Origin of the sequence: Micromonospora sp. TSRI0369 (genome assembly GCF_001905625.1) — a bacterium.
In the GTDB taxonomy this organism is placed as follows: domain Bacteria; phylum Actinomycetota; class Actinomycetes; order Mycobacteriales; family Micromonosporaceae; genus Micromonospora; species Micromonospora echinospora_A.
Window position 1 is genome coordinate 861996 of the sequence record NZ_LIVU01000004.1, and the last position, 25882, is coordinate 887877.

A 25882-nucleotide genomic window follows, 5' to 3' on the forward strand; every position below is an offset into this window, starting at 1 on the left:
GGACAACGTGGTGACAGGGTCACCGATGTGCGCAGACCTTAGCCCTCGGTTGGACGGCGCGGAAACGGGCGGGGGGCGGGTTGGTATCGAATCGTGTCTGTTCTGGAACGAGGCAATCGATTCGAAGGAGAACACTGTCCCGAGCCGAACTTTCGTCGGTTTGAAGGCCGAATTTGTTACGTCGATCCGGTCCCGGACGCACGTTCGTGTCAGATCGGCGGGCACCCGGTTCCGGCGTGGAAACGCGTCCGGCGGGCACCCCGCAGGGCACCCGCCGGAAGCGACACGGCACAACTCAGACGGCTCGGCGCCCCTCGAAGGCCCGGCCCAGCGTGATCTCGTCGGCGTACTCCAGATCGCCGCCGACCGGCAACCCACTCGCCAGCCGGGTCACCGCGATCCCCATCGGCTTGACCATCAGCGCCAGATAGGTGGCGGTCGCCTCGCCCTCGGTGTTCGGGTCGGTGGCGAGGATCAGCTCACGCACCGAACCACTGCCCAGGCGGGTCATCAGCTCACGGATCCGCAGGTTGTCCGGGCCGATGCCCTCCAGCGGATTGATCGCGCCACCGAGCACGTGGTAGCGCCCGCGGAACTCGCCGGTCCGCTCGATCGCCACCACGTCCTTGGGCTCCTCGACCACGCAGAGCACCTCGTCGGTGCGCCGCGCGTCGCGGCAGATCCGGCACTGCTCCGACTCGGCCACGTTGTAGCAGGTCGTGCAGAACCGGACCAGGTCCTTGACCTTGCGCAGCGCACCGGCCAGCCGGTTCACGTCGGCCGGATCCGCCGACAGGACGTGGAACGCGATCCGCTGGGCGCTCTTCGGGCCCACGCCCGGCAGCCGGCCCAGTTCGTCGATCAGGTCCTGGATGGCACCCTCGTACATCTGCCGGCTCAGAACCCGGGCAGGCCGAGGCCGCCCATGCCGCCCGCGAGCGGGCCCATCTTCTTCTCGGTCAGCTCGCGGGCCGCCTCGGCGGCGTTGTGCACGGCCGCGACAACCAGGTCCTCAAGCGTCTCGACGTCCTCCGGGTCGACCGCCTTCGGGTCGATCTTGATCGCCTTCAGCTCACCGGTGCCGGCGACTGTCGCGGTGACCAGGCCACCGCCGGCGGTGCCGGTCAGCTCCGCCTCGGCCAGCTCGGCCTGGGCCTTGGCGATCTGCTGCTGCATCTTCTGCGCCTGCTTCAGCATCTGCTGCATGTTCGGCTGTCCACCTGGGCGCACGGACCGCTCCTTCTTCCACTCGTCTGCTCGGCCGCGCCCAGCCTAGTCGGGCCACGGCGCCGCTTCCTCACGGTCGGCGCGCGCTCAGCGCGCGTCCACCTCGTCGATCTTCTCGGCCCCGAACGTCTCACGCAGCAGCTGAACCGCCTGCTCCTCGCTCGACTGCCGGGCCGTCCGCTCGTCGATCACGTCGTCAAGCGGCTCGTCGCCCGGGTCGAACCCCTCGTAGGCCGGAGCTGCGGCGGGCGCCCGCCCGCCCCGCACCGGGCCGTCGAAGTCCGGGTCGTAGGGCGGCTCGCCCGCCCACTCGGCATCGGCCGTCTTCCGCGCCGGCTGCGCCGCGCGCGACCCCTTGCCGGGGCCACCGCCCGCAGCAGCCGCCGCAGCAGCAGCACGCGCCGCCGCGATCGCGCTGTTCTTCGGTCCGCCGCCCGCCGGCCTCGCCCCACCGGCCGGCGCCGTCGCGGGTGCAGCAGGCTTGGGTACGACGACAGGGGCAGTTGCGGTGGCCGTGCCCCCGCCCGGACGCGCCGCCGCCGGCCAGTCCTCCCCGTCCACGGCCGTCGCCGCCGAAGCGGTACTGGTGGCCGCGCCACCGGGCCGGACCGGCTCCGGCCAGTCGTCCTCGTCGGCCTGCCCGCTCGCGACCTGGCTCCCGGTGGTTCGGTTGCCCGTGGCACCGGCCGAGCCGGTCCCGGCCCTGCCCGGCGGTCCCCCGCCCTGGCTCCCGGTGGCCTGGCTTCCCGCGCCCTGACTCCCGGTGGTCCGATCGGCTGTGGCATCCGCCGAGCCGGACACCGGCTGCCCCGGGGCTTCGCCGAGACCGGCGGATGCCGGACGCCCGGCAGCACCGGAGTTGGGACGGCCCGGTCCGGCGTCCGCCGAGCCGGGACGACTCGCGTCGGGTGTCGTCGAGTGAGAGAAGTCCGCCGAACTGCCGGAATCGGAGCGCGCCTGAGCGGTGCCGACCGCGCCGGAGTCCGGTCGGCCTGACGTCGAACCCGTCGGATCGGACGCCGGGCGGGCCGGAGCGCGGTCGGGCGCGGCATCGCTTGGCCGCGCCGCGCCGGACGGGCGGGACGGGCCACCGAGCGAGGCGGCGCCCCGCTCGCCCGCCACCTCGCAGCGGATCTGCCAGCGACCGCCGAACTCCTCGTAGAGCGCGTCGGTCAGCACGGCGGCGTGGTCGGCCATCATCTTCGCCAGCACCGTCGACTTCACGGTCAGCACGAGCGTGTCGCCGTCCAGGTCACGCACCACCGCGTCACGCATCAGCGCGGCGATCCGCTTGTTGCTCCGGTTGACCTTGCCGACCACCTCGGGCCAGACGCGACGCACCGCCACCGCGTCGAGCGCCCCCGGATTCGCCGCGCCGGGGCGGGGCGGCTCGGGCGTGGCCGGATCCGGCATCACCGCGGACGGCGGCACCGGGCGGCGGGCGGGGACGGGGGCGTCCGAGGCGGCGGCCGGGTCGTCGACGGTGGCCCGCTCGGGAGCGGCCGGTGCCGGGGAGCCTGCTGGTTCCGCCACTGCGGGGGCCGGACGGGAACCGGGTGCTGTGCTGCGGGAACCGGCCGCAGCAGCGGCAGCGGCGCGGGCGGCGGCGGCACCGGCCGGGGCACCGGGAGCCGCCGGCGTGCCGGCGGTGTCCGCGTGGACCGCGGCGGCAGCCGCGCCCGGGGCGGGAGCGGCCGGGCGTACCTCAGGGGTCTGGGTTGGGTGTGCGGAGTCGGCGGCGGTCGGCGGCAGCTCGGCGCCGCCGAGGGTCAGCCGGCGTTCCATCCGCTCCAGGCGCTGGAGCAGGCCGCCGGACGAGTCGTCCGCGCCGGGCAGGAGCATGCGCGCGCAGATCAGCTCCAGCAGCAGCCGGGGCGCTGTGGTGCCGCGCATCTCGACCAGGCCGTTGTGCACGATGTCCGCGCAGCGGGACAGCGTGGCCGGGCCGAGGCGCTGCGCCTGCGCGGCCATCCGCTCGATCTGGTCGGCCGGGCCGTCGATGAGGCCCTTGGCGGCGGCATCAGGAACCTGCTGGAGCACGATCAGGTCGCGGAGGCGTTCCAGCAGGTCGGACGCGAAGCGACGCGAGTCGTGCCCGGCCTCGGCGACACGGTCGACGGTGGCGTACGCGGCGGCGCCGTCACCGGCGGCGAGCGCGTCGCACATCTCGTCGATCAGCGCGGCGTCGGTGACACCGAGCAGCGCGGCGGCCCGGGCGTAGTCGACGCCCTCCGGGCCGGCACCCGCGATGAGCTGGTCGAGCACGGAGAGGCTGTCGCGCATGCTGCCCCCGCCGGCGCGCACCACCAGCGGGAAGACCGCCGGCTCGACAGTGACGCCCTCGGCCTCGCAGAGCTGCTCGAGGTAGGGGCGGACCACCTTCGGCGGGAACAGCCGGAACGGGTAGTGGTGGGTCCTCGACTTGATCGTGCCGAGGACCTTCTCCGGCTCGGTGGTGGCGAAGATGAACTTGACGTACTCCGGGGGCTCCTCGACCAGCTTGAGCAGCGCGTTGAAGCCGGCCGACGAGACCATGTGCGCCTCGTCGATGATGTAGATCTTGAAGCGGCTGCGGGCCGGCGCGAAGAACGCCTTCTCGCGAAGATCACGGGCATCGTCGACCCCACCGTGGCTGGCCGCGTCGATCTCGATGACGTCGATCGAACCGCCGCCGTCGGGGGCCAGTTCGCGGCACGAGTCGCACTGCCCGCACGGCTCGGGGGTGGGGCCCTGCTCACAGTTGAGCGAACGGGCCAGGATCCGCGCGCTGGAGGTCTTGCCGCAGCCCCGAGGGCCGGAGAAGAGGTACGCGTGATTCAGCCGGCCGCTGCGCAGCGCCTGCGACAACGGCTCGGTGACGTGATCCTGGCCGATGATCTCGGCGAACGTCCGCGGCCGGTACTTGCGGTAAAGGGCCAGTGCCACCCGTCCCGCCTCCTCTCGACCGAGCCATTCTGCGCCGGTCGGCCCCGGGTGACCACCCACCACCCCGTGACCCGACCCGCAGCGACGTTACCCGGCCCGGGAGACAGAAAGGCCTCCCGTGCACCCGGCAGAGCTCGCTTATCCTTGCTGCCTTCCGGCCCTGGGGAGGTTCACGAGGTACCGCCGCACGGGAGGTGACGCCAAGCCTACCCGAAGGGTTGTGGATCTTCCGGGAGGGTGGGGTGGCCCGCCTCCGCGAGACCTGTATCCTGGCTCGCGGAGGATTCGCCTAGAGGCCTAGGGCGCACGCTTGGAAAGCGTGTTGGGTTTACACCCTCACGAGTTCGAATCTCGTATCCTCCGCTCTCTTGAGCAGGGAAAAACGACAGGGCCGGCCCCCACGGGGACCGGCCCTGAGTCGTCTCTACGGTCACCCTCGTCTCACTTGCCATGGTCCGGCCCGTCTGGTTGCTCGTGGCCGACCTACTCGGCCTACGCGGGTCACCCCAAAGCAAGTCCGTCGAGTGCCCCGTCACTTGCGGGCAGACACAGGATGGTCCTGTCGTACTCCTGACGCTACGTAGTGCCGGATCTATGCATGTGCTAGCAGTGTGATGCCAAGAGTCCGATTTTTGGGACCTCAGAACCACAATCGTTATAACGCAGGAGTATTACGTGGTCTACAGTGGGGAAGCGAGCGGATGGGAAGTCAGCCTCACTGAGGAGGTCGAGGAGTGGTTCCTTCGTCTCAGTAAGGATGACCCGGATTCCGCAGGACAGGTGGCCGCCGCCATTGACCTGCTCGCCGAAGAAGGCCCGTCCCTCGGACGGCCCCTCGTTGACCATGTGAAGGGCTCCGACTACAAGAACATGAAGGAGCTCCGGCCGGGCTCGGCGGGGGATACGGAGATCAGGATCCTGTTCGCCTTCGACCCCCAGCGGGAGGCCATCCTCCTGGTCGCGGGTGACAAGGCCGGCAACTGGAAGGGCTGGTACGAGACCAGCATCCTCGAAGCGGACCAGAAGTTCACCGAGCACCTGCGAGAGCTGAAGGGACAACGCTGATGGCACGTAGCTGGCGGGACGTTCGCTCCCGCGCCGACCTGAACGAGACCACCGTCGAGCAGCACAAGGAGCGGATGCGCGGCGAGGTCCGCGCCGCGCGCCTGCGCGAGATGCGCGAGCGCCGGGGACTGACCCAGCAGCAGGTTGCTGACCGCATGAAGGTGTCGCAGCCTCGCGTCGCGGCGATCGAGAACGGCGAGTTGCCGAAGGCCGAGGTTGGCACTGTTGTGCGTTACATCAAGGCCCTCGGCGGCAACGTGGAGATCGTCGCTGACTTCGAGGGCGAGCGGGTTACCCTCAGCTGAGTGGGCAAGAGATAGATGCGAAGGGGCATCGCTTTTCGGCGCCCCTTCAGCGTTCAAATGGCACTACTCACCCGGCGCCCAACTGGTCCCGTCGGCGCCTCAGATACGCCGTCTCCGCGCTGTTCCCCGCCAGCTCGATCGCCCGGTCGTACGCCGCCCGCGCCTCCCCACCCCGCCCCATCCGGCGCAGCAGCTCGGCCCGCGTGGCGTGGTACGCGTGATAGCCGTCCAGCGGCAACCCCTCCACCTCGGCGAGCGCGACCTGTGGCCCGTCCAGTTCGGCGACCGCCACCGCCCGGTTGAGTCGCACGATCGGCGACGGGTCGACGCGTACCAAATGGTCGTAGAGCGCGGCGACCTGCGCCCAGTCGGTGTCCCGCGCGTCGCGGGCGTCGGTGTGGACGGCGTTTATCGCGGCGAGGATCTGGTAGCGGCCCGGGGGCCGGCCGGCGGCGATGCACGCGCGGACCAGGGCGTGGCCCTCGGCGATGAGGTCGCGGTCCCAGGCGCTGCGGTCCTGCTCGGCGAGGACGACGAGTTCGCCGGTCGCGGAGACCCGGGCGGGCCGGCGGGCTTCGGTCAGCAGCATCAGCGCCAGCAGACCGATGACCTCGTGGTCGTCGGGCAGCAGCGTACGGACCAGCCGGGTGAGCCGGATCGCCTCGCCGGTCAGGTCGGCGCGGACCGCCTCCTTGCCGGGGTCGGAGGCTAGGTAGCCCTCGTTGAAGATCAGGTAGAGGACGGCGAGCACGCCGGTGACGCGGGCCGGCAGGTCCTCGCGGGACGGCACCCGGTACGGGATCCCGGCCGCCTTGATCTTCGTCTTGGCCCGGGTGATCCGCCGGCTCATGGCGGCTTCCTGGACCAGGTACGCCCGGGCGATCTCCGGCACGGTGAGTCCGCCGACCAGGCGCAGCGTCAGCGCCACTCGCGCTTCCACGGCCAGCGCCGGGTGGCAGCAGGTGAAGATCAGGCGGAGTCGGTCGTCGTCGATGACACCGAGCGGTTCCGGGGTGTCGGCCAGCATCAGCGCCTCCCGGTGCTTGTCCTCCCGCCGGCTCTCGCGGCGGACCCGGTCGACGGCCCGGCGGTACGCGGTGGTGGTGAGCCACGCGCCGGGGTTCGGCGGTACGCCGTCGGCCGTCCAGCGTTCGACGGCCGCGGCGAACGCCTCGGCGGTCATCTCCTCGGCGACGTCGAGGTCGCCGATGCGCCGGGCGAGCGTGGCCACCACCCGGGCCCACTCCTCGCGGTGGACCCGGGTGAGCACCTCGCCGACGTCTGTCACGCGCTCAGGAACGGCCGCAGCTCGACCCGCCTGTTGCACCGCTGCGACGCCAGCGCGGCGAGCGGGAGCGCCACGTCGAAGTCCGGCGCCTCGATGATCCAGAACCCGCCGACGTACTCCTTCGTCTCCACGTAGGGCCCGTCGGTGAACACCGGGTTCCCGTCCCGCGCGTCCACGACTGTGGCCGTCTCGGGTGCCGCGAGGCCACCGGCGAAGACCCAGTGGCCGTCGGCTCGCAACCGCTCGTTGAACTCACCGATCGCGGCCATCTCCGCCTCGGTGGCCGAGCCGGTGGTGTCGTCGAGTACGGAGATCAGGTACTGCGCCATCGGTTCCTCTTTTACTCTCGTCGGCCGCCGTCACCCCGGCTACGAACGCCGCCACCCCGATCCGACCACCTCCGCCGAGGTCGATCACGCAATTCTCGTACGCGGGACGTCAGACCCTCGTCGTAGTCATGAACGGTATGCGTTGCACGTATAACCGGCAGTCACAGAACGGGTTGAATAAGCGAGTGACTGCCGAATCGAAGCGAACCAGTTGTACTCGCTGCGGGGCCAGCCTGGCCGCCGACAACGACTCGGGACGGTGCGCTCCCTGTCAACGAGCGGAGCGGGACCGCATCGTCGCCGCCCCTGACGTTCCACCCAGCTTCTGGTCCCACGGGCCACTTCTACAGGCGCTTGCGGATCGTCACCTCGGTCGCGTTGTCCGCGCCTACCGTCACCACCCTTACCACGGGCGACAGCCGCTGCCGCAGGCCACGGTCGCCGGCTGGTTCGGGATGACGCAGGCGCAACTGAGCCGCATCGAGAACGGACCAGCGGTGGTGCACCTCGACCGACTGGCACATTGGGCCCGCGTGCTGCGGATACCCGCGCACACTTTGTGGTTCCGATTACCGGCCACGCCAGGCGACGCCTCGGTGCCGGCCGATGTCGTGGAGGTGGGTCCTCAACTGATCCGCGCACTCCGGTCCGCAGATCGTCAGGTTGGCGGCAAGAACCTCTACAGCACCGTGCTGGCGCACCTCGCCACCTTCTCCGTGCCGGCGGTTCGTCCTCCTGCTGCGTCCCCGCAGGTGCTCATGGCGACCACTGCCCTGCACGAGATGGCCGGTTGGATGGCTCACGATTCCGGGGACAGCACGACGAGTCGACGGCACTTCCTTGACGCCTTGGCGCTCGCCGTCGACAGCAGAGACGCGCTGCTGGTGGCGCAGGTGCACGGGAGCCTGAGCCACCTCGCCTGCCACAGCGGAAACGCGGAGGCCGCGATCTCACATGCCAGGGACGGGCTCGGGGCCGTCGCTCAAGAAGACGCCGGTGCTCTGATACGCGCCCGCCTTCTTGCCTTGCAGGCGCGCGGCCTCGCCGCAGCAGGTCTCACCTCCGACTGCCACGCTTCCCTTCACCGGGCTGAGGCCGCCTTCGCGGAGGCAGCACCTCCACCCACCGAATGGCTGAGCCCGTTCGACCGCAACTCATTCGAGATCGAGTCGGCGCGGTGTCTGCTTCGCCTCGGTGACGTCACGGCCGCTCTCGGAATCCTCAACGCCAGCGTCGCCGACCGGCCGGCCCGCCGCGTGCGGAGTCAGGCGCTCGCCCGGATGCTCCTGGCCACTGCGCTCGTCGGGCAGGCGCGTATCGAGGAGGCGTGCGACCTGACGAACCAGACCGTCGAACTCACCCATGGTCTGGGATCGGCTGTCGTCCTCGACCAGCTCAGACATCTCGCACTGCTGCTGCGGTCGCATGCCGTCGGGTGCCCGGACGTGCCACAGCTTCTGGACCGGCTTCGCGACACTGTCCGGGAGCGGCGATGGGTGGTGCTGCCGCTGCCGACGGCGTGAGGACGGCCGACAATCGTCGGTATGGCCGACGAGCGTCCCCTGTACGAGCGAGATCCAGCAGCCTGGCAGGTCCACCTCGCCGAGGGCAACGCGCGGCAGCCCCGGAAGCGGGTGGGAGCCGACGTACTGCTGCGCAACGGTGACGGCGACGTCCTGTTGGTAGATCCGCGCTACAAGCCGGACTGGGACCTGCCGGGCGGCATGGCGGAGGCGAACGAGCCGCCGCACCTGGCCGCCGAGCGGGAGGTGCGCGAGGAGTTGGGTCTCGAACTGCGCGTCGGACCGTTGCTGGTGGTGGACTGGGTCGCACCGCACGGCCCGTGGGACGACAGCCTGATGTTCATCTTCGACGGCGGTGCACCGCCTCCCGCCGAGCCGTTGAAACCGGCTGACGGCGAACTGGCCGACGCACGATTCGTTGCGCTCGATGATGCGCAGGCGCTGCTTCGCCCGTACGTTTGGCATCGGCTGCGTCACGCGGTGGCCGCGCTGAGCGACGGACGCCCGAGGTATCTGACCAACGGAACCACCTGAGACCGTCGTACACATGTTCCATCCACAGCCTGTGGACGCCGAGAGGACCGGATGAGTTACCAGCTCAGCGCCGTGGTCGCCGACGTCGAGCTGCTTCGCGAGCAGACCGCCGACCTGGACCACGCGGTGCTCGCGGCGCTCCGTCAGGACTTCGCGCTACTGCCGGTGACCCCGCAACTGGTGCAGGAACTGACCGGCGGGCTGCCGGACTTCGCCACCGACGAGCCGCGCGCCGAGCGCCCGTTCCGGCTGGTGCTCTCGCCGCCGCTGGCGGAGGTGCTGGCCCGCTGGTCGACCAGCGGGCCGGTCGCGTACCTGGAGGCGGAGTTCGCGGGCGGCCTGGGACACCAGTCGGCGGTGGTCTGGCTGGGCGGCGAGGTGAGCTGGGGCCCGCGGTACGACGCCGCGCTGGACCGGCCGCGTACCGAGTGGCCGATCAACACGGCGCTGGCCAGGCTGGGCGCGGAGCCGGGCGCGTGGATCGACCCGTTCGCCGAGCTGGGCCTGCACCTGGAGCGCGACACCGACGGCTGGCTGACGCACGGCCGGCGCGGGCTGTCCGCCGACTACTGGGACGAGCTGGCCGAGGAGTGGGAACTTCGCCAATCCGGTCAGCACCAGCAACCTCATCGCCCCGGTCCCGTTGGTGACTGGGGGATTGCATGAAATTACGACAATTCGGCTTTATCGCCGCACTGCTTGCTGCCGCGTCCGTGGCGGGCAGCGGCGTTCATCCACAGTGGCCGGCCCGGCCCGTCGGCGCCGCCCAGGTGGTCAGCCTGGAGGGCCTGCGCGACGCGGAGTTCGGCGCCACCGAGGCGGACCTGACCCGCCGCGGCGTGCTGCGCGCCGACGAGGAGGCATGCGGCCACGCGCTCGTCGGGCACGGGGCGGTCAGCCCGATCTTCGTCGACGACCGGCTCGTCCTGCTCTGGCTGGACGACCCGATGAGCACACCCGAGGGCATCAGCGCCGGCACACCGATCGGCGAGGTCCGCGCCGCGTACCCCGGCGCCACCGACCTGCCGGCGCCGCCCGGCAGTCACCGCTTCGCCGGCCTGCTCGCCCGCGACGGCGACCGCGCGTACCTCTTCCTGCACGACGGCGTCACCGTCCGCGAGATCATTGCCGGGTACGCGGACTGGGCCCGCCGCCTCTTCGACGAGGGCTACGGCCCCTGCTGACATTCGGCTCGACCACCTTGTAACCGGTGGCCCTCTGGCGGTGTGTACATGTGTGACGGCCAGGGAGAGGGACGATGCGGATGGGCACGAGCGACGACTTCGACGCCTTCTACGCGGCGACCTCGGCCCGGGTCCTGCACCAGGTCTACGCGGTCTGCGGCGATCTCGGCGAGGCCCAGGACGTCGTGCAGGAGGCGTACGCACGCGCCTGGACCCGCTGGTCGTCGCTGTCGAGTTACGACTCGCCCGAAGCCTGGGTACGGACGGTCGCGTGGCGGCTGGCCGCCAACCGGTGGCGCAGCGTCCGGCGCTGGCTCACCGCGCGGGCGAGACTCGGCCCGCCGCCCGAAGCTCCGGAGCCGTCGCCGGACCGGGTCGCGGTGCTGGCGGCGCTGCGGCGGCTGCCGGAGTCGCAGCGGCGGGTGGTGGTCCTGCACTACCTCTCCGACCTGCCGATCAGCGAAATCGCCGAGACCACCGGAATGCCCGCCGGCACCGTCAAGGTCTACCTGTCCCGCGCGCGAACGGCGCTCGCCCCGCTGCTCGCCGACGACGACGAGCGGAAGGACTCCGATGTCAGCACGCATCCGTGAGGCCATCGAGGCGCTGGAGGAGGACACCGCCGCCCTGAACCTGGCGCCGCCCGAGCGGGTCCGCGCGCGCGGCGAGCGCCTGCGCCGACGACGGACGGCAGGTGGCGTGGCGCTCGTCGCGGTCCTGACCGTCGCGGGAGTGTCAGCCGGCGTAGCCGCGACGAACAACGGCGGTAGGGACGCCCCGTCCCCCGTTGGCGCGGGAGCCACAGCGGACTGCGGCAATCACATGCTCGGGCTCATGGACCGCATACCGGAAGCCGCGATCACCTGCTTCCTCGACGCGGTCGAGGCGCGTCGCCCCGCCCGCCTTGCCGTGACCTCGCCGACGACGGAAGGCGACCCGATCCCGACCCTCTACGTCGTCGGCGGGGACGGCACGGTGGAGGTGACCACCGACTTCCGCCAGGACAGGTTCGGCGGCGGTCAGGGTCTCCTGCTGAAGAGGTGCACCGGCCCCGAGGTCACCAACGGGAGAATCATGTTCCGACAGTGCTCGTCGCCGGTACCGCGCTGACCACGCCCCGGCAGCGAGAACACCCGGCCGAGCTGACAGCGGTCAGTACTTCTGCGACGGCTCGGCCGGCCCGGCGCCCGGCACGCTCGCGGGCAGTGCCGGTTGCAGGGCCTCCAGCGCCCGGCTGACGCCCAGGCCGACGAGGATCGCCAGCGCGAAGACGACCGTCGACAGCCACCGGGGGCCGTCCGCGACGAGGATGGTCATCTGCACCAGGCACAGCAGGGTGACCCCCAGCACGGTGCCCGCGAAGCCGCCCCGCCCGCCGGCCACGCTCACGCCGCCGAGCAGGACGGCGCCGGCCACCAACGTCAGCTGGCCGATGTCGGCCGATGGGATTGCGGCGCCGATCCGGCCGGCCAGCAGGACTCCGGCCGCGCCCGCGATCAGGCTGGAACCGCCCAGGCCGATGACCGCGCCCAGCAGCCGTGCACCGAACGGCGACGGCGGCTCCCCGGCGACGACCCGGTTGCCGCTCAGCGCCCGCCGCACCGCCGGGATCGACCACACCACCGCGCCGCCGATCGACAGCAGGAGAAACAGCACCAGCCAACCGGCCCCGGCACCGTCGGACCGGATCCAACCTTCGCTCGCGAGCCGCCGCGGACCGCTGCTGCCGGTGGTGGCGAGCAGAATGCCCTGCGTCAGGGCCAGCCCGCCCAGCGACACCACCCACCCGGGCGCCTGCAGCAGCCCGGCGATCAGGCCCATCCCGAGACCGAAGAACGCCGCGGCGGCGATCGCGGCGACCGCCGCGACGAGGACCGGGGCGCCGGCGTCGAGCACCTCCGCGTACGTCAGGCCGGCGAGTGCCGCGACGGCGACGACCGCGAGGTTGGGCGTGGCGGTGCGCAGCGACAGCGCGAAGGCGGTCGCCAACAGGCTGGCGGAGGCGATGTTGAACACCAGCGGCGACAGCCGCGACCCGTCCTGGAAGGACCACACCACCGCGGCGACGACGGTCAGCGCCAGCAGCACCGCCTCCCAGATCAGGTGCGGCCGAAAGGAGCCACCGGAACGGGACGTGACCGGTCCGGCGGGTGCCAACGGTTGTTCAGGCGTGAAAACCACAGCGATTCCTCCCCTGTGCGGACGCTGACACTAACCCGCAGGACACCGCAGATACACGAGCCCGGATACCTAGGGGCCGAGTACTCAGCTCCGCCCGGACGCCCGCCGCAGCAGCCAGGCGCTCACCAACCCGCCGGCCACGATCGCCGGGTACGCGGACTGGGCCCACCGCCACTTCGACGAGGGCTACGGCCCCTGCTGACCCGGCCGCCGGAGCTCCGGTGTGACCGATACGGCGACTCGACCGGTCCCTAAGAGAAGACGCCGTCGGACACCAGGAGCGAGTTGTGGACCAGAAACTGCATGTGCTCTTCGAGCGGGCACTCGGGGTGGAACCCACACCCCCGGCCGGAGACCTGGCCCAGGAGGCCATGGCCGGGGGCGCCGCGCTGCGACGCAGACGCCGGCTGGTCACCGGAGGCGCGGGGGCCTGTCTCGTCACGATCGCCGCCGTCCTGGTCGCCCTGAACCTGACGCCGGTATCGAGGGAACCGGTGCCGCCGGTGGTGGCGGCCGGCGCGCTGATGCCCTCCGCCGACGCCACCTGTAAGCGACAGTGGGGTGACGAGCCGGTCGACGTCCGCGTCTTCCTGCGGCATGACATCACTGATCAGCAGCGGCTCGACCTACACGACGCGCTCCGGTCGACTCCGCTCGTGCGGAGCGTAACGTTCCAGAGCCGGGACGAGGCGTACGCCAGATTCAAGGAGATGTACCGGAACAGCCCGGATCTGGTCCACGCGGTCAAACCGGAGCAGATGCCTGAGTCCTTCCAGGTCGCACTGACGAGGGCGAAGGACTACTCAGAACTCGTGGCGAACTTCCACGACCGTGACGGCGTCGATCAGATCCTGGGCGGTCCGTGCCCGGCGCGCTCGGACTCCGGGGAGGGTGAGTGACCAGCGGGCAGATCGACGTACGCCGTCCGCCGTCCGCCGAACGCCCGGCCGGACCGCTGGCCCGGTGGAGCGCCGCCCGTAGCCGTGAGCGCAGCACCCGGGACGAGGACTTCAGCGCGTTCGTCGCGGCGACCGCGCCCCGGCTGAGACGCACCGCCTACCTCATGTGCCGGGACTGGCACCTCGCCCAGGACCTGACCCAGATCACGTTCACCCGGATGTATGCCTCGTGGACCCGGATCCGGCACGCCGCGAACCTCGACGCGTACAGCCGCCGGGTGCTCATGAACGCCGTCTTCGACCAGCGGAGCCGGCGCAGCGACACCGAGGTGGTCTGCGCCGACCTCCCCGAGCGGCCGGAACCGGCGGCGACGACGGACCTGCACGTCGCGTTGATGACCGCGCTGGCGACGCTGCCGATCCGGGACCAGGCGATCGTGGTGCTGCGGCACTGGGAGGACCAGAGCGTCGCCACCGTCGCCAAGATCCTGCGCATCTCCGTGTCGGCGGTGAAGATGCGGGATGCCCGGGCGTTGAGCCGAATCCGCGCGTTGCTCGGCGAGGACTTCGCCGGGAGTTGACCCGGAACGCGGAATCCCGGTGCGATCCTCGCGGATCGACCGGGCGTTCTCGCTGTTCACGAGCGGTGGCGGAGGGATTTGAACCCTCGGAGGGCGTAAACCCTCACACGCTTTCGAGGTCTGCGACGCTCCGTCCAGCACCGCCTGACGAGGTTCAACGCTGCAGGCTGCACTCAGTAGGCACCCAGCCATGGACTGCAGCGGACAGCGGCAAACGAGACCAAGGCTGAGACCGCCATACGCGCCTCGGAGCCGAAAGGTCCCCCTTGTCGTGCGGCCGCAACGTGTCGAACAGCCCCCATGCGCTCGTCGCCAGCGCCCAGCTTGTCGCTGCGGCGGGCAGGCGCGCTGTTCAACCCGCTGCTGTCGTGGAACCACCGACCAAGTGTCCAGAGACAGGTTCGATAAGCACCAAGCTGACACCGGCACCCAAGCGCTAATACCAAGCTCATATGGGCCGGCCTTTAGTCCACATCCGTTCAAACTCGGCCAACTGATGTTGGTACCAGTATCCGTCAGAAACATGGAGCGCGTAAATTGGCGAGGGTTCACCAGGGGCGGCGTGCTCATAGTGCTGCACGTATATTGCGCCACTGGGACTCCTGGTGTCGAAAGCATTTACCCCAACGGTTGTCAGAAAAGGCAAGAGCCTGACCTGTAGATTAGTGGGGAACTTGGCACGGAGATCGGCCAACTCCGCGATGCTGGCCTTTATGCGTTCACGAAGTCGTTCGGGCGGGGACCAGGCGCCCCCGCGAGCCACCGCCACCCGCAGCAATTCTTCATCCTCATAATCGATCAAGAGAATCCGGACTGTCGCATTTCGTTGTAGAATGCGGCTGATTTGGAGGCGGCCGGCACCGATGGTCCGGTATCCCGAGACACCAATATAGAGCCAATCCTGCGAGGCGGAGTCCCGGTTTTGGTAGAGGCTGCCTGGGAAGTCCGCCAAGAATATTTTTTCCAAACGACCAAGGGAGCGGCTCCCCTGGGAGCGCCTGGTTCGGATCTGAGAGAAGGCCATCACCGACAGGAGGGCAAGAACAACGGAAGACAGGGTTTTCACATCAGCGATGCCGGTCGCACCCAAAATCGTGAATAGGCAACCCGCAACAAGCAGAGCATATAGGTCCAAGTCACCAAGGACTGCTCGCGCAACTGACCGCGCTCTGCCTTTTAATCTTCCGCTCATGAATATACTCTAGCCAGCATTTGATACCAAGCACAGTCCGAGTTCCGTCGAGGGACGGACCCAGTTCGCCTCCACAGTGGCTAGATTTGCCGGGGCCGGCTTATGCTGCGGCAATGGAAGACAGGAGCGCATCGCAAACACTCCGGCGAAATAGGGACAAGGCTGTCGATCGCGTCCTCTCCGGCAAAACGGAAGGACGCTGGCATCCTACAGGATTCGCAGTCTTTCACTTGTGCGACCTAGGGGCGGGTCAGAAACTTCGCCTGCATGTGTGGCCCTACGGTAACCGGTCGATCATCTCCGGGCATCCTCCAATCCACACCCATCATTGGGATCTGCACTCTATGGTTCTTACCGGGACTTATACAGACATCCTATACGAGGACGACCAACTTGAGGGACACCTCTACTTCCTCCACGAATACTCCTACTCGCCCGATGGCGACTCTGTCAGCCCGACAGGAACCGCAAGGCTGCGAGAATTGGGCCGTCGCTCAATCCGGTCAGGTGAATTCCACTCCATACCCGCTGGCGTTCTACACCGCACTGTAATCACGGAAGACGAATCGGTCTGCACATTGGTGATCATGGGAAGGCCGAAAGAAACCCGGATGGTACTGGCGGGTCCCCAGGAATTCCAAGCGGAGCGTTACGTTCGTCCTGCTCTCAACGGAGAAGAGATGGGACGGATACTGGACACCCTGAATTCTGCAATCCGGGCCTGACTACTGTCATGAACGACCGATCCGGATCTGACTTACTGTCATGAACGACCAGGTACGCTGCGAATGATACCGCAGTTCAGACCATCCGGCCCGCTGAGCAAACGCCCTGCGCTTTAGGCGCTATGGTCGCCGAAGAGGTCGTTCGAAAAGCGGGGCCGCGGCACTCTTCGCGCATCTGCACATCTCGGGCTCGCGCCCCCTTGGCGTCGGTCAGCTTCTCAGTCGCGAGCCTCAAGGGCGTTGACCCTTGATGTCAGGCCCACAATAGCCTGCTGCGCAACGGTCAGCTGCGCCTCTAGAGCGGCAACGCGATCCTCGACCCGCCCGGAGGGTTCCACGCCTGCCTGGACCCAGGCCGCCTGGCCGCCAAACGGCCTGCTTGCGCGCCGGCACACGAAGCCCACCTTGGAGAGCACTCGTTGAGCCTCCATAGTCGTGAAACTAGTCCGATCCCAGCCGGTTACTGTCGCAAGTACCTGCTTAGGCGGGTAGACGGTTTCCAACATCTCGACCAGGTGCTCACGGATCGGCTCCGGCTCCTCGCCGCGCATCTTGCGAAGCACCGACTCCTTGTCCAGCTCCAACGGTCTGCCTCCGACTTTCACACGCACCACGGTGCCCCCAGGTAGTTCCAGTAGTTTCCATGCCAACTAGAAGTTACAGTAAGTTACCGCTGACGTCCAGCGAATACTAGGAATACAAGGCCACGCCCCCCGGCGCGACGAAGCACCTCAAGCGGCTCCGGCTCGCTGGCGAGATCCGGCGACACGTCGACGCCTCGTTGCAGCAGCACGTCAACCAGTTCGGCCGCAACCTGCGGCGCCGGGTATCCGGCGAAGATGCTGCACACCGGTCCGTCGAAGTCGAGCAGCACCGCGCCGACCTCACTGAGCAGCCGGCCGAGGTCGGCGGTCATCCGTCGTACCGGTAGGCGATGGTCGACCACACCGAGTCGAACCACTGGCGGGATGCCTCCACGAACTGGGTGCCGTGGGAGGTGTCGTCGTCGGTCACCGCGTAGTGGAACAGCGGCACGTCCTTGCCCATGAGGTCGTAAATTGCCATGGGCTCACCCTTGATCGAGACGGTGCGTTCAACGACCGGGTTGAGCAGCATCTGCGACCGGAACTGAGACCAGAAGCGAAACGCCCGACCGATCCCTGAGGATCGACCGGGCGTTCTCGCTGTTCACGAGCGGTGGCGGAGGGATTTGAACCCTCGGAGGGCGTAAACCCTCACACGCTTTCGAGGCGTGCTCCTTAGGCCGCTCGGACACGCCACCGCCGACGAGGGTACAGGACCGCCGGCTTGGACGCCGAACCGGTATCCCTCGGCCCGGCCTGGCAGGATCTTTGCCATGAGTACGCACATCGGCGCTGAGCCGGGAGAGATCGCCGAGCGGGTCCTGATGCCGGGCGACCCGCTGCGGGCCAAGTGGATCGCGGAGACCTACCTGGAGGGGGCCCGCTGCTACACGACGGTGCGCGGCATGCTGGGCTTCACCGGCCGGTGGAACGGTGTCGACGTGTCCGTCCAGGGCTCCGGCATGGGCATGCCGTCCGCCTCCATCTACGCCCACGAGCTGGTAAACGAGTACGGCGTGAAGTCGCTGATCCGGGTCGGCTCCTGCGGCGCGCTGACCGAGGATCTGCAGCTGCGCGACGTGGTGGCGGCGATCGGCTCGTCCACCGACTCGAACATGAACCGGATGCGCTTCGACGGGCTGATCGACTACGCCCCGGTGGCCGACTTCGGGTTGCTGCGTACCTCGGTGGAGGTGGCCGAGCGGCGCGGCATCAGCATGCGGGTGGGGCCGATCCTGGCGGCGGACGCCTTCTACACGGACCGGCCGGACCTGTACGACAGGCTCGCCGACTACGGCGTGCTGGCGGTGGAGATGGAGTCGGCGGCGCTCTACACGATCGCGGCGCGCTTCAAGGCTCGCGCGCTGACCATCCTGACCGTCAGCGACCACATCAAGACCGGTGAGAAGACCACGTCGCAGGAGCGTGAGCAGACGTTCGGCCAGATGGTCGAGATCGCGCTGGACACCATCATCGCCTGACCCTGATCGATCCTCGACCGCCCCGTCACCGCAAGGTGGCGGGGCGGTCGGCGTTACCCGGGTCACAAAAATAAATACGACCGGTCGTGCTTTTTTCCCGCTACGCTGCCCGCATGACCTCCGACGGCCGCGTCGCCCGCGGCGACCGCACCCGCACCGCGGTGCTGGACACCGCCGTGGCGCTGGCCACCGAGGTCGGCCTGCACGGCCTCTCCTTGGCGCAGCTCGCCGACCGGCTGGAGGTGAGCAAGTCCGGCCTCTTCGCGCACTGGCGCTCCAAGGAGGCGCTGCAACTCGCCACCGTGGACCGGGCCGTGGCGCAGTGGCAGGAGCACATCCTCGCGCCCGCCCTGGAGGCGCCCCGGGGCGTACGCCGGCTGCGCGCGCTGCACGAGGCCCGGATCGACTTCTACGCCGCGCGGGTACTGCCCGGCGGCTGTTTCTTCGCCAACACCGAGTTCGAGTACAACGCCCGCCCCGGCCCGGTCCGGGACCGGCTCGCCGAGGCGTTCGGCAGATGGACGGCGCTCCTCGAACGCCTCGTCCAGGAGGCCGTCGACCTCGGCGAACTCCCCGCCGACCTGGACGTGCCACTGCTGGCGTACGAGATCGACGCGCTGGGGATCAGCGCGGTGATGCGGTCCCGGCTGCTCGACCCGGACGCCACCTACCGGCATGCCCGCCAGGGCCTGCTGAACCGGCTGCGGGCGCTCTGCCCGGATCCGACCCTGCTACCGGAAGGCCAGTGATGAGCCACACCACAGTCGAGCGGCAGGCCGCCGAGTTCGGGCACGTCGCGCACGTGCCGGTGCACTTCGACGACCTCGACGCCATGGGCCTGCTGCACAACGCCCGCTACGCGGTGCTGCTGGAGCGCGCCCTGACGCCCTACTGGGCCGAGCGCGGCGTCGTCTTCCGCGGCGACGTGCACGCCGCCCCCGACGTGTTCCACGCGGTCCGCGAGTTCACCATCACCTACCAGGCGCCGGTCACCGGCGTCGGCACTGTGGCCGTGCACTTCTGGCTGGAGCGCTTCGGCACCAGCAGCGCCCAGTACGCCTTCGAGTTCCGTTCGGTGGACGGCGCCACCGTGCACGCCCGGGGCACCCGGTCGATCGTCCGGCTGGACCCGGCCACGCTGCGCCCCACCGCCTGGACCGAGGTCGGCCGCGCGATCGCTACGACGCTGCTGCGCCCCACGCCGGCGAGCGCCTGAGCCAGGAACTCGTCAGCGGAAGAACGCGCGCAGCAGCGCCGCGCTCTCGCGTTCCAGCACGCCGCCGTACACCTCGGGGCGGTGCGTGACGCGGCGGTCGCGCAGCACGTCCCAGAGCGACCCGACCGCGCCGGTCTTCGGTTCCCAGGCGCCGAACACCACTGTCGAGACGCGAGCCAGCGCGATCGCCCCGGCGCACATGGTGCACGGCTCCAGCGTGACCACGAGCGTGCAGTCGTCCAGCCGCCACCGGCCCAGCCGGTGCGCGGCGCGGCGCAGCGCCAGCACCTCGGCGTGCGCGGTCGGGTCGCCGGTCAGCTCCCGCTCGTTGCGCCCGATCGCCAGTTCGGCGCCGTCGGGGCCGTAGAGCACCGCGCCGACCGGCACGTCGTCGGCGTCCCGATCCGGGGTCGGGCCGTCCGGGCCGGTCGCCGCGACCTCCAGGGCACGGCGCATCCAGAGTTCGTGCCGCTGCCGGCGGCCCACCGCGCCCGGGTCGGCGAGCGCCTCGTCCGCGCCGGGGCCGACACGCGCGGCCCGGCCGGGAGTGGGCTGCCCCGGACGTACGGTCTCCAGCGCCGGATCGGTCGCGTCGGCGGGTTCGGCGGCGCCGGGCGTCCGGGACTCCCCGGGCTCAGACCTCACGCAGCTCCTCGACCTCGTCCACGCAGCCGAGCACCTGGCAGACCTCGGCGGTGACGTCGGCCGGCATGGAACCCTCGTGCGCGCAGAGCGCGAGCAGCTTCTGCGCCGGGATGCCCAGGTCGGCCAGCAGGTCCGCGTCACCCACCGGATCGGCCTCCGGGTCCACTGCGGGCTGCTCGGTCTCCTCGTCCCCGCCGGACTCGCGCGGCTCGTCGACCTCCTCCAGCCCGGTCACCGACGTCTTCAGGTCGCCGACCAGCAGCGCGCCCAGGCGGGACTCCTCCGCGTACGCCGAGTCGGAGCCGAAGACCCGCAGGTCCTCCCCCTCGTCCAGGCGGAGGACGACCAGATACGTGTCGTCCGCCTCGACGAACAGCAGCGACAGGTCGGCGTCCGGCTCGACGTCGCGCAGCCGGTCCGCCACCTCCTCGATGTCGGTGACGCCCCGCAGGCTCACCTCGCCCGCGGTCCAGTCGCCGTCGACGCGCGCCACGGCAGCAGCGAAGTACGACACGGTCCCCCCAATTTGGCCTCGGCAGCACGCCGACAGGTCACGCGATGCACGTTAACCGGTCGGGTCGGCGGGCGACCGGTCAACGCCCCGTAAGGGCCGGCCGTTCTGGAAGAGAAAGCCGGTCAGCCGACGACGCGCCGACGGGTGGCGATCAGTTGGCGCAGCCGTTCGGTACGCGCGCGCTGTGGTCGCTGGCGCTGCTGCACCGCGCGTGCACCGGCCAACTCGGCGAGGAGTTGCAGGCGACGGCGGCTCCGTTCCGGGTCGAGCCGCGGCGGTGTGGTCCAGGCCATACCGCCGAGCGTGGACCGTCACCGCGCGTACGTCAAGGTGGCCTTCGCTACGCAGCGAAACCGGCACCCATGGTCACCAGAGCGGCCAGTCGCCGGTCTGCGCCCACCGCGTCGCGACGATCGCGGCGGCGATGCTCCAGCCACCGGCGGTGACGATCGCGACGCCGGTGGCGATCCCCCGGTCACCGTGGCGGACCAGCACCGCCGCGGCCACCCAGGCCAGGCCGCCGGCCAGCAGCGTCCACCAGGCGTAACCCGCGACGTTGCGGCCGAGCAGCCCGAACAGCAGCAACCAGGCGAACGCGACGAGCGCGCCGACAGCGACCCCGGCGCCGGTGACCGGGTACGGCTCGCGGTAGCTGGGCCGGATCGGCGCGTGGGACGGGAAGAGCCCCGAGGGGGTACGCGGCGGAGGCGGGAACGCCCCCGGACCGGTCCCCTCGGGTCCGCCGTGCCAGCCGTACGTCACCGCCGCCCCCTTCCCCCGAACCATCCACGTCGGCGTCACGCACCGTGACCGGCGGGTGTGACGCGGTCGCGGCGTTCGTCCCTACGGTAGTGGTCTGTCAGGATGACCGGATGCGCTCGCCATCGATCGGACGCCGGACGCGGCAGGCGTACCCGGTCCTGCTGCTCGTCGCGGCGCTCGCCGCCGGGGGGTGTGGCGCCTCCACCGGGCGCGCCGACAGGTGGCAGGAGCCCAGTCCGGTGGCGACCGGCGCGCAGCCCGCCGACACGGCTCCGCCGGCCGCCTCCTCGTCCGCCGCGCCGTCGCCGGCCCGCACGGACGTGAAGCGCGTCTTCCCGGTGCGGGCCGGCAACGTCGACTACCACCCGACGCACGGCGGCTACCCGGGCACCGACGTGTTCGCCGACTGCGGCGAACCGGTGGTGGCGGTCACCGACGGGGTGGTGCTGGAGGTGAGCCGGGTCGACCGGTTCGACAAGCGCGGGCCGCTGGGCCCGAACAACGGCGGGCTGTCCGTCTCGCTGCTCGGCGACGACGGGGTCCGCTACTACGGCTCGCACCTGAGCGCGATCGCGGCCGGCATCGACCCGGGGGTACGGGTCCGGGCCGGGCAGCAGCTCGGCAAGGTCGGCCGTACCGGCAACGCCAACAACGTCTGTCACCTGCACTTCGGACTCTCCCCGAAGTGCACCGGCGCCGACGACTGGTGGATCCGCCGGGGCGTGGTCTGGCCGGCGCCCTACCTGAACTCGTGGCGCAAGGGCGGCAACCGCTCGCCGGTCGCCGAGGTCACCGCCTGGCAGCGCAAGCACGGCTGCCCGGCCTCGCCCGGCCGGTCCACCCGCAGCGGCTGAGCCGACTCGCGGTGGCGGGGCCACCCGGCAAGCGGCGGATGCGCGTAGGTTCCAGGACATGAGTGCCCGGGATCCCATCGCCGACCTGCGCCGGATCGCGTTCCTGCTGGAACGGGCGAACGAGGCCACCTACCGGGTCCGGGCGTTCCGGTCGGCCGCCAAGACGCTCGGCGCGCTGCCCGCCGCCGAGGTGGCCGAACGGGCCCGCACCGGCAAGCTGACCGAGCTGTCCGGCGTCGGTGACGTCACCGCCCGCTGCGTGGCCGAGTCGCTGGCCGGCGAGGAGCCGGTCTACCTGCGCCGGCTCCTGGCCACCGAGGGCACCGACCTGGACGAGGCGGCGGCGAAGCTGCGGGACGCGCTGCGCGGCGACTGCCACACCCACTCGGACTGGTCCGACGGCGGCTCACCGATCGAGGAGATGGCGCTGGCGGCGGTCGAGCTGGGCCACGAGTACCTCGTGCTCACCGACCACTCGCCCCGGCTGACTGTGGCCCGGGGCCTGACCGCGGAGCGGCTGCGCAAGCAACTCGACCACGTCGCCGCCGTGAACGAGGCGCTGCCGAAGGGCTTCCGCATCCTCACCGGCATCGAGGTGGACATCCTCGCCGACGGCTCGCTGGACCAGGACGAGGACCTGCTGGCCCGCCTCGACGTGGTCGTCGGGTCGGTGCACAGCGGCCTGAACGACGACCGCGCGAAGATGACCCGCCGGATGCTGGCCGCGATCGCCAACCCGCACCTGGACATCCTCGGTCACTGCACCGGCCGGATGGTGTCCTCCCGGCCCGCCGGCGTGACCGGGCCAGGTGACAAGGGGCACCGCGCGCGTACCCGCAAGGAGAGCGAGTTCGACGCGGACGCCGTGTTCGCCGCGTGCGCCGAGCACGACGTGGCCGTCGAGATCAACTCCCGGCCGGAACGGCAGGACCCGCCGAAGCGGCTGATCCGGCTCGCGCTGGAGGCCGGGTGCCGGTTCGCCATCGACACCGACGCGCACGCCCCCGGCCAGCTCGACTGGCAACGCTTCGGCTGCGAGCGCGCCGCGCTGTGCGGGGTGCCGGCGAACCGGGTGGTGAACACCTGGACGGCCGACCGCCTGGTGAAGTGGACGGCCGGCCGGAGCTGAGGGTCAACCCTGGGTGGCCGGTTCGGCGGTGCGGGCGGCCGGTGCGACCGCCTCCGGACGGCTGCGGCGCCGGCCGAACAGGCCCTGCGCGACCGCCACGCCGGCCAGCACCACGAGCGCGCCCACCGGCTGGTGCCAGTTCATCCGCTCGCCGAGCACCACCGCGCCGACGATCACCGCGAACACCGGGACCAGGTACGTCACTGTGGACGCCGTGCTCGCCCCGGCCAGCCGGATGTTGCGCATGTTGATGACGAAGGCGAGCCCGGTGCCGAGCGCGCCGAGCGCCAGCACGCTCGCGATCACGCGCGGGGAGAGGCCGGCCGGGGACGGCGGCGTCCCGACGAACGGCGCGACCAGCGCGAGCTGCGCGGTCGCCACCAGCAGCTGGGCCGCCGACAGCGACAGCCCGGAGTACGCGCTGCCCGCGACGAACTTCTTCTGGTACGGGATGGCGAGCCCGTAGCAGGCCGCCGCGCCGAAGCACATGAGCTGGCCGACGAAGTGGGCGCCGCCGACGCCCTCCCAGACGCCGAGCACCACGAGCACACCGGCGAAGCCCAGCCCCAGCCCGACCGCCCGCCGCGCGGTCAGCCGCTCGGTGCGGAACACCAGCACCGCCAGCGGCAGCACGATCAGCGGCGTGGTGGCGTTCCAGATGCCGGCGAGCATCGACTCGACCCGCTGCTCGCCGTAGCCGAACAGCGTGAACGGCACCGCGACGCCGAACGCGGCCACCACGAGCATGTGCCCCCAGACCCGGGGGTCGCGGGGCAGCCGGTCGCGCAGCACGGCGAGCACCACGAGCAGCGTGACCGCGCCGGTGGCCACCCGGTAGAGAGTGAGGTGCACGGGGTGCAGCTCGGCCACGCCGACCTTGATGAACAGGAAGCTCGAACCCCAGATGGCGGCAAGCGCGACAAACCCCGGCAGCCAGCTCCGCAGCGGCGCACGGTCAGGAGTGAAATCGACTGTCACCCCTGACACTCTGCCCCAGGGGTACGACGATGTCGTGCGGAATTCGGCTGCGCGGTCACGTAGGGTCCCCTCGTGGGACGAATCGATGACCTCGCCAACCGGTACGTGGCCGAGTGGGCTCCGCTGAGCCCGACCGGGGCCACCTACGTCGGCATCGCCGGCTACGACGACCAGCTCGACGACCTGTCGCCCGACGGCTACGCGGCCCGCGCCGAACTGGCCCGGCGCACGCTCGGCGAACTCGACGTGACCGAGCCGGCGACCGAGGCGGAGCGGACCGCCAAGGAGGCCATGCAGGAGCGCCTCGGCCTGGAGCTGGCCCGGTACGAGGCCGGCGAGACCGGCAGCGAGGTCAACGTCATCTCCAGCGGTCTGCACGAGATCCGGATGGTCTTCGACCTCATGCCGACCGACGGCGAGGAGGCGAAGGCCAACGTGGCCGCCCGGCTCAACCGCTTCGCGTCGGCGCTCGACGGCTACAAGCGCACGCTGCGCGAGGCCGCCGCCGCGGGACGGGTCAGCTCGCAGGTGCAGCTCGTCGAGGTCGCCAAGCAGTGCGACGTCTGGGTCGACCCGGAGGGCGACAACTTCTTCCACGGCATGGTCGAGCGGCTCGACGCCGACGGCACGCTCGGCGCGGAGCTGCGCAAGGGCGCGGCCGCCGCGACCGCCGCCACCGCCGAGTTCGGGCAGTTCCTGCGCACCGAACTGGCGCCCGCCGGGCGGGAGAAGCAGGCCGCCGGGCGGGAGCGCTACGAACTGGCCTCGCAGTACTTCCTCGGCGCGACTGTCGATCTGGACGAGACGTACGCCTGGGGTTTCGCGGAGCTGGCCCGGCTGGAGGCCGAGATGCGGACGGTGTCCGCGCGCATCGCCGGTCCCGGCGCCTCGATCGACGACGCGGTACGCGCGCTCGACGCCGACCCGGCGCGGACGGTACGCGGCAAGGAGGCGTTCCGGGACTGGATGCAGGCGCTCGCCGACCAGGCGGTCAGCGACCTGGACGGCACCCACTTCGACATTCCGGAGCAGGCACGCCGGATCGAGTGCTGCCTCGCGCCGACGAGCGACGGCGCCATCTACTACACCGGCCCGAGCGAGGACTTCTCCCGGCCGGGGCGGATGTGGTGGGCGGTGCCGCAGGGCATCACCGACTTCTCCACCTGGCGGGAGGTGACCACCGTCTACCACGAGGGCGTGCCGGGTCACCACCTCCAGGTCGCCCAGACGGCCGTCCGGGCCGACCTGCTCAACCGCTGGCAGCGGCTGCTGTGCTGGGTCTCCGGGCACGGCGAGGGCTGGGCGCTCTACTCCGAGCGGCTGATGGACGAGCTGGGCTACCTCGCCGACCCCGGTGACCGGCTCGGCATGCTCGACGGGCAGGCGCTGCGCGCGGCGCGGGTCGTCGTGGACATCGGCATGCACCTGGAGCTGGAGATCCCGAAGGACAACCCGTTCGGCTTCCACCCGGGCGAGCGGTGGACGCCGGAGCTGGGCTGGGAGTTCATGCGGGCGCACTGCCGGGTGCCGGACGAGAACCTGCGCTTCGAGCTGAACCGCTACCTGGGCTGGCCCGGGCAGGCCCCGTCGTACAAGGTGGGCGAGCGGATCTGGTTGCAGGCCCGGGAGGAGGCGAAGGCCCGCAAGGGCGCCGACTTCGACCTCAAGGAGTTCCACCGCCAGGCGCTCGACCTGGGCTCGCTGGGGCTGGACCCGCTGCGCAAGGCGCTGGCCCGGCTCTGAGCCGATTTCCGGGTGCCG

29 protein-coding genes, 2 tRNA genes, 1 other RNA gene and 2 pseudogenes are annotated in these 25882 nt (G+C 70.6%); 17 read left to right on the forward strand and 17 right to left on the reverse strand.

Annotation, left to right across the window (positions count from 1 at the left end; all coding sequences use genetic code 11):
• Positions 1–295: 295 nt before the first annotated feature.
• The 4 genes from recR to ffs form a co-directional block, all read right to left on the reverse strand.
• Positions 296–889, reverse strand: a complete 594-nt coding sequence (recR, locus tag AMK25_RS16930) for a recombination mediator RecR (RefSeq protein ID WP_073829286.1) — start codon at positions 887–889, stop codon at positions 296–298.
• Between the two features lie 8 nt (positions 890–897).
• Positions 898–1206 carry a YbaB/EbfC family nucleoid-associated protein gene (locus AMK25_RS16935; RefSeq protein ID WP_064446817.1) on the reverse strand — a complete coding sequence of 103 codons (309 nt, stop codon included), beginning with the start codon at positions 1204–1206 and terminating at the stop codon, positions 898–900.
• Positions 1207–1314: 108 nt separating this feature from the next.
• On the reverse strand, positions 1315–4152 hold the full coding sequence (locus tag AMK25_RS16940; RefSeq protein WP_073829288.1) for a DNA polymerase III subunit gamma and tau: 2838 nt from the start codon (positions 4150–4152) through the stop codon (positions 1315–1317).
• Between the two features lie 107 nt (positions 4153–4259).
• Positions 4260–4349: signal recognition particle sRNA small type (gene ffs, locus AMK25_RS16945), an RNA gene on the reverse strand.
• An 81-nt stretch (positions 4350–4430) separates the two neighbouring features.
• Here ffs and AMK25_RS16950 point away from each other — a divergent pair.
• From AMK25_RS16950 to AMK25_RS16960, 3 genes are all read left to right on the forward strand, one after another.
• Positions 4431–4515: transfer RNA gene (locus AMK25_RS16950), tRNA-Ser, on the forward strand.
• Positions 4516–4827: 312 nt separating this feature from the next.
• Entirely contained in the window at positions 4828–5217 is a 390-nt protein-coding gene (locus AMK25_RS16955) for a type II toxin-antitoxin system RelE/ParE family toxin (protein WP_073829289.1), read from the forward strand.
• Positions 5217–5522, forward strand: a complete 306-nt coding sequence (locus AMK25_RS16960; RefSeq protein WP_064446819.1) for a helix-turn-helix domain-containing protein — start codon at positions 5217–5219, stop codon at positions 5520–5522. The genes AMK25_RS16955 and AMK25_RS16960 overlap by 1 nt, the downstream gene beginning before the upstream one ends.
• Positions 5523–5589: 67 nt before the next feature.
• Here the strand turns inward: AMK25_RS16960 and AMK25_RS16965 are convergent, their stop codons facing one another.
• Both AMK25_RS16965 and AMK25_RS16970 read right to left on the reverse strand, forming a co-directional pair.
• The gene (locus AMK25_RS16965) at positions 5590–6810 is read right to left on the reverse strand and encodes an RNA polymerase sigma factor (RefSeq protein ID WP_073829290.1); all 1221 of its coding nucleotides are present in this window, start codon (positions 6808–6810) and stop codon (positions 5590–5592) included.
• Positions 6807–7139: a YciI family protein gene (locus AMK25_RS16970; protein ID WP_073829291.1), complete on the reverse strand. Its 333-nt coding sequence runs from the start codon at positions 7137–7139 to the stop codon at positions 6807–6809. The genes AMK25_RS16965 and AMK25_RS16970 overlap by 4 nt, the downstream gene beginning before the upstream one ends.
• Positions 7140–7594: 455 nt before the next feature.
• Between AMK25_RS16970 and AMK25_RS16975 the strand changes: the two genes are divergently transcribed.
• From AMK25_RS16975 to AMK25_RS17000, 6 genes are all read left to right on the forward strand, one after another.
• Complete coding sequence (locus AMK25_RS16975; protein WP_241826376.1) at positions 7595–8662, forward strand: DNA-binding protein; 1068 nt, start codon at positions 7595–7597, stop codon at positions 8660–8662.
• A 21-nt stretch (positions 8663–8683) separates the two neighbouring features.
• The gene (locus AMK25_RS16980; RefSeq protein WP_073829293.1) at positions 8684–9196 is read left to right on the forward strand and encodes an NUDIX domain-containing protein; all 513 of its coding nucleotides are present in this window, start codon (positions 8684–8686) and stop codon (positions 9194–9196) included.
• Positions 9197–9247: 51 nt separating this feature from the next.
• Positions 9248–9862 (forward strand): hypothetical protein, encoded by a 615-nt coding sequence (locus AMK25_RS16985; protein WP_043327831.1) that lies wholly within the window; start codon positions 9248–9250, stop codon positions 9860–9862.
• The gene (locus AMK25_RS16990) at positions 9859–10380 is read left to right on the forward strand and encodes a hypothetical protein (RefSeq protein ID WP_073829294.1); all 522 of its coding nucleotides are present in this window, start codon (positions 9859–9861) and stop codon (positions 10378–10380) included. Before AMK25_RS16985 ends, AMK25_RS16990 begins: the two co-directional genes overlap by 4 nt.
• Positions 10381–10460: 80 nt before the next feature.
• A complete protein-coding gene (locus tag AMK25_RS16995; RefSeq protein ID WP_143194754.1) occupies positions 10461–10973 on the forward strand; it encodes a SigE family RNA polymerase sigma factor in 513 nt (170 codons plus the stop codon).
• Entirely contained in the window at positions 10954–11490 is a 537-nt protein-coding gene (locus AMK25_RS17000; RefSeq protein ID WP_073829296.1) for a hypothetical protein, read from the forward strand. The genes AMK25_RS16995 and AMK25_RS17000 overlap by 20 nt, the downstream gene beginning before the upstream one ends.
• Positions 11491–11532: 42 nt before the next feature.
• On the opposite strand, the gene AMK25_RS17005 is transcribed toward AMK25_RS17000, so the two are convergent.
• On the reverse strand, positions 11533–12561 hold the full coding sequence (locus AMK25_RS17005; protein WP_143194746.1) for a hypothetical protein: 1029 nt from the start codon (positions 12559–12561) through the stop codon (positions 11533–11535).
• Between the two features lie 371 nt (positions 12562–12932).
• Between AMK25_RS17005 and AMK25_RS17010 the strand changes: the two genes are divergently transcribed.
• Together AMK25_RS17010 and AMK25_RS17015 are read left to right on the forward strand one after the other, a co-directional pair.
• Positions 12933–13460 (forward strand): permease-like cell division protein FtsX, encoded by a 528-nt coding sequence (locus tag AMK25_RS17010; protein ID WP_143194747.1) that lies wholly within the window; start codon positions 12933–12935, stop codon positions 13458–13460.
• Positions 13457–14041 carry a SigE family RNA polymerase sigma factor gene (locus tag AMK25_RS17015; RefSeq protein ID WP_241826377.1) on the forward strand — a complete coding sequence of 195 codons (585 nt, stop codon included), beginning with the start codon at positions 13457–13459 and terminating at the stop codon, positions 14039–14041. Before AMK25_RS17010 ends, AMK25_RS17015 begins: the two co-directional genes overlap by 4 nt.
• Positions 14042–14489: 448 nt before the next feature.
• Here the strand turns inward: AMK25_RS17015 and AMK25_RS31955 are convergent, their stop codons facing one another.
• The 5 genes and pseudogenes from AMK25_RS31955 to AMK25_RS17040 all read right to left on the reverse strand — a co-directional run bounded on the left by AMK25_RS31955 (position 14490) and on the right by AMK25_RS17040 (position 17240).
• Positions 14490–15233, reverse strand: coding sequence for a hypothetical protein (locus AMK25_RS31955; protein ID WP_073829299.1), 744 nt, complete (start codon positions 15231–15233; stop codon positions 14490–14492).
• A gap of 943 nt (positions 15234–16176) precedes the next feature.
• Positions 16177–16542, reverse strand: a complete 366-nt coding sequence (locus tag AMK25_RS17025; protein ID WP_073829300.1) for a hypothetical protein — start codon at positions 16540–16542, stop codon at positions 16177–16179.
• Between the two features lie 119 nt (positions 16543–16661).
• A pseudogene (locus AMK25_RS17030) lies at positions 16662–16874 on the reverse strand (haloacid dehalogenase); the annotation flags it as partial.
• Positions 16871–17062, reverse strand: a pseudogene (locus AMK25_RS17035) (GntR family transcriptional regulator); the annotation flags it as partial. The pseudogenes AMK25_RS17035 and AMK25_RS17030, both read right to left, overlap by 4 nt.
• Before the next feature lie 91 nt (positions 17063–17153).
• Positions 17154–17240: transfer RNA gene (locus AMK25_RS17040), tRNA-Ser, on the reverse strand.
• A gap of 75 nt (positions 17241–17315) precedes the next feature.
• Between AMK25_RS17040 and deoD the strand changes: the two genes are divergently transcribed.
• The 3 genes from deoD to AMK25_RS17055 all read left to right on the forward strand — a co-directional run bounded on the left by deoD (position 17316) and on the right by AMK25_RS17055 (position 19239).
• Positions 17316–18023 (forward strand): purine-nucleoside phosphorylase, encoded by a 708-nt coding sequence (gene deoD / locus AMK25_RS17045; protein WP_013289061.1) that lies wholly within the window; start codon positions 17316–17318, stop codon positions 18021–18023.
• A 113-nt stretch (positions 18024–18136) separates the two neighbouring features.
• Positions 18137–18772: a TetR/AcrR family transcriptional regulator gene (locus AMK25_RS17050; RefSeq protein ID WP_073829301.1), complete on the forward strand. Its 636-nt coding sequence runs from the start codon at positions 18137–18139 to the stop codon at positions 18770–18772.
• Positions 18772–19239: an acyl-CoA thioesterase gene (locus tag AMK25_RS17055; protein ID WP_073829302.1), complete on the forward strand. Its 468-nt coding sequence runs from the start codon at positions 18772–18774 to the stop codon at positions 19237–19239. The genes AMK25_RS17050 and AMK25_RS17055 overlap by 1 nt, the downstream gene beginning before the upstream one ends.
• 12 nt (positions 19240–19251) lie before the next feature.
• Here AMK25_RS17055 and AMK25_RS17060 read toward each other — a convergent pair whose 3' ends face one another.
• From AMK25_RS17060 to AMK25_RS17070, 4 genes are all read right to left on the reverse strand, one after another.
• Positions 19252–19725, reverse strand: coding sequence for a nucleoside deaminase (locus tag AMK25_RS17060; protein ID WP_338013374.1), 474 nt, complete (start codon positions 19723–19725; stop codon positions 19252–19254).
• 148 nt (positions 19726–19873) lie between these two features.
• Entirely contained in the window at positions 19874–20398 is a 525-nt protein-coding gene (locus AMK25_RS17065; RefSeq protein WP_073829304.1) for a tRNA adenosine deaminase-associated protein, read from the reverse strand.
• 122 nt (positions 20399–20520) lie between these two features.
• Positions 20521–20691 (reverse strand): hypothetical protein, encoded by a 171-nt coding sequence (locus AMK25_RS32430; RefSeq protein ID WP_166457820.1) that lies wholly within the window; start codon positions 20689–20691, stop codon positions 20521–20523.
• 73 nt (positions 20692–20764) lie between these two features.
• Entirely contained in the window at positions 20765–21160 is a 396-nt protein-coding gene (locus AMK25_RS17070; RefSeq protein ID WP_198937536.1) for a hypothetical protein, read from the reverse strand.
• Positions 21161–21270: 110 nt separating this feature from the next.
• On the opposite strand from AMK25_RS17070, the gene AMK25_RS17075 reads away from it, so the two are divergent.
• Together AMK25_RS17075 and AMK25_RS17080 are read left to right on the forward strand one after the other, a co-directional pair.
• Complete coding sequence (locus tag AMK25_RS17075) at positions 21271–22014, forward strand: M23 family metallopeptidase (protein WP_073829305.1); 744 nt, start codon at positions 21271–21273, stop codon at positions 22012–22014.
• A 58-nt stretch (positions 22015–22072) separates the two neighbouring features.
• A complete protein-coding gene (locus tag AMK25_RS17080; RefSeq protein WP_073829306.1) occupies positions 22073–23143 on the forward strand; it encodes a PHP domain-containing protein in 1071 nt (356 codons plus the stop codon).
• Positions 23144–23146: 3 nt separating this feature from the next.
• Here AMK25_RS17080 and AMK25_RS17085 read toward each other — a convergent pair whose 3' ends face one another.
• Positions 23147–24121 carry a DMT family transporter gene (locus tag AMK25_RS17085; protein ID WP_073829307.1) on the reverse strand — a complete coding sequence of 325 codons (975 nt, stop codon included), beginning with the start codon at positions 24119–24121 and terminating at the stop codon, positions 23147–23149.
• Between the two features lie 72 nt (positions 24122–24193).
• Here AMK25_RS17085 and AMK25_RS17090 point away from each other — a divergent pair, with 72 nt between their 5' ends.
• Positions 24194–25864: a DUF885 domain-containing protein gene (locus tag AMK25_RS17090; protein WP_073829308.1), complete on the forward strand. Its 1671-nt coding sequence runs from the start codon at positions 24194–24196 to the stop codon at positions 25862–25864.
• Positions 25865–25882 lie beyond the last annotated feature (18 nt).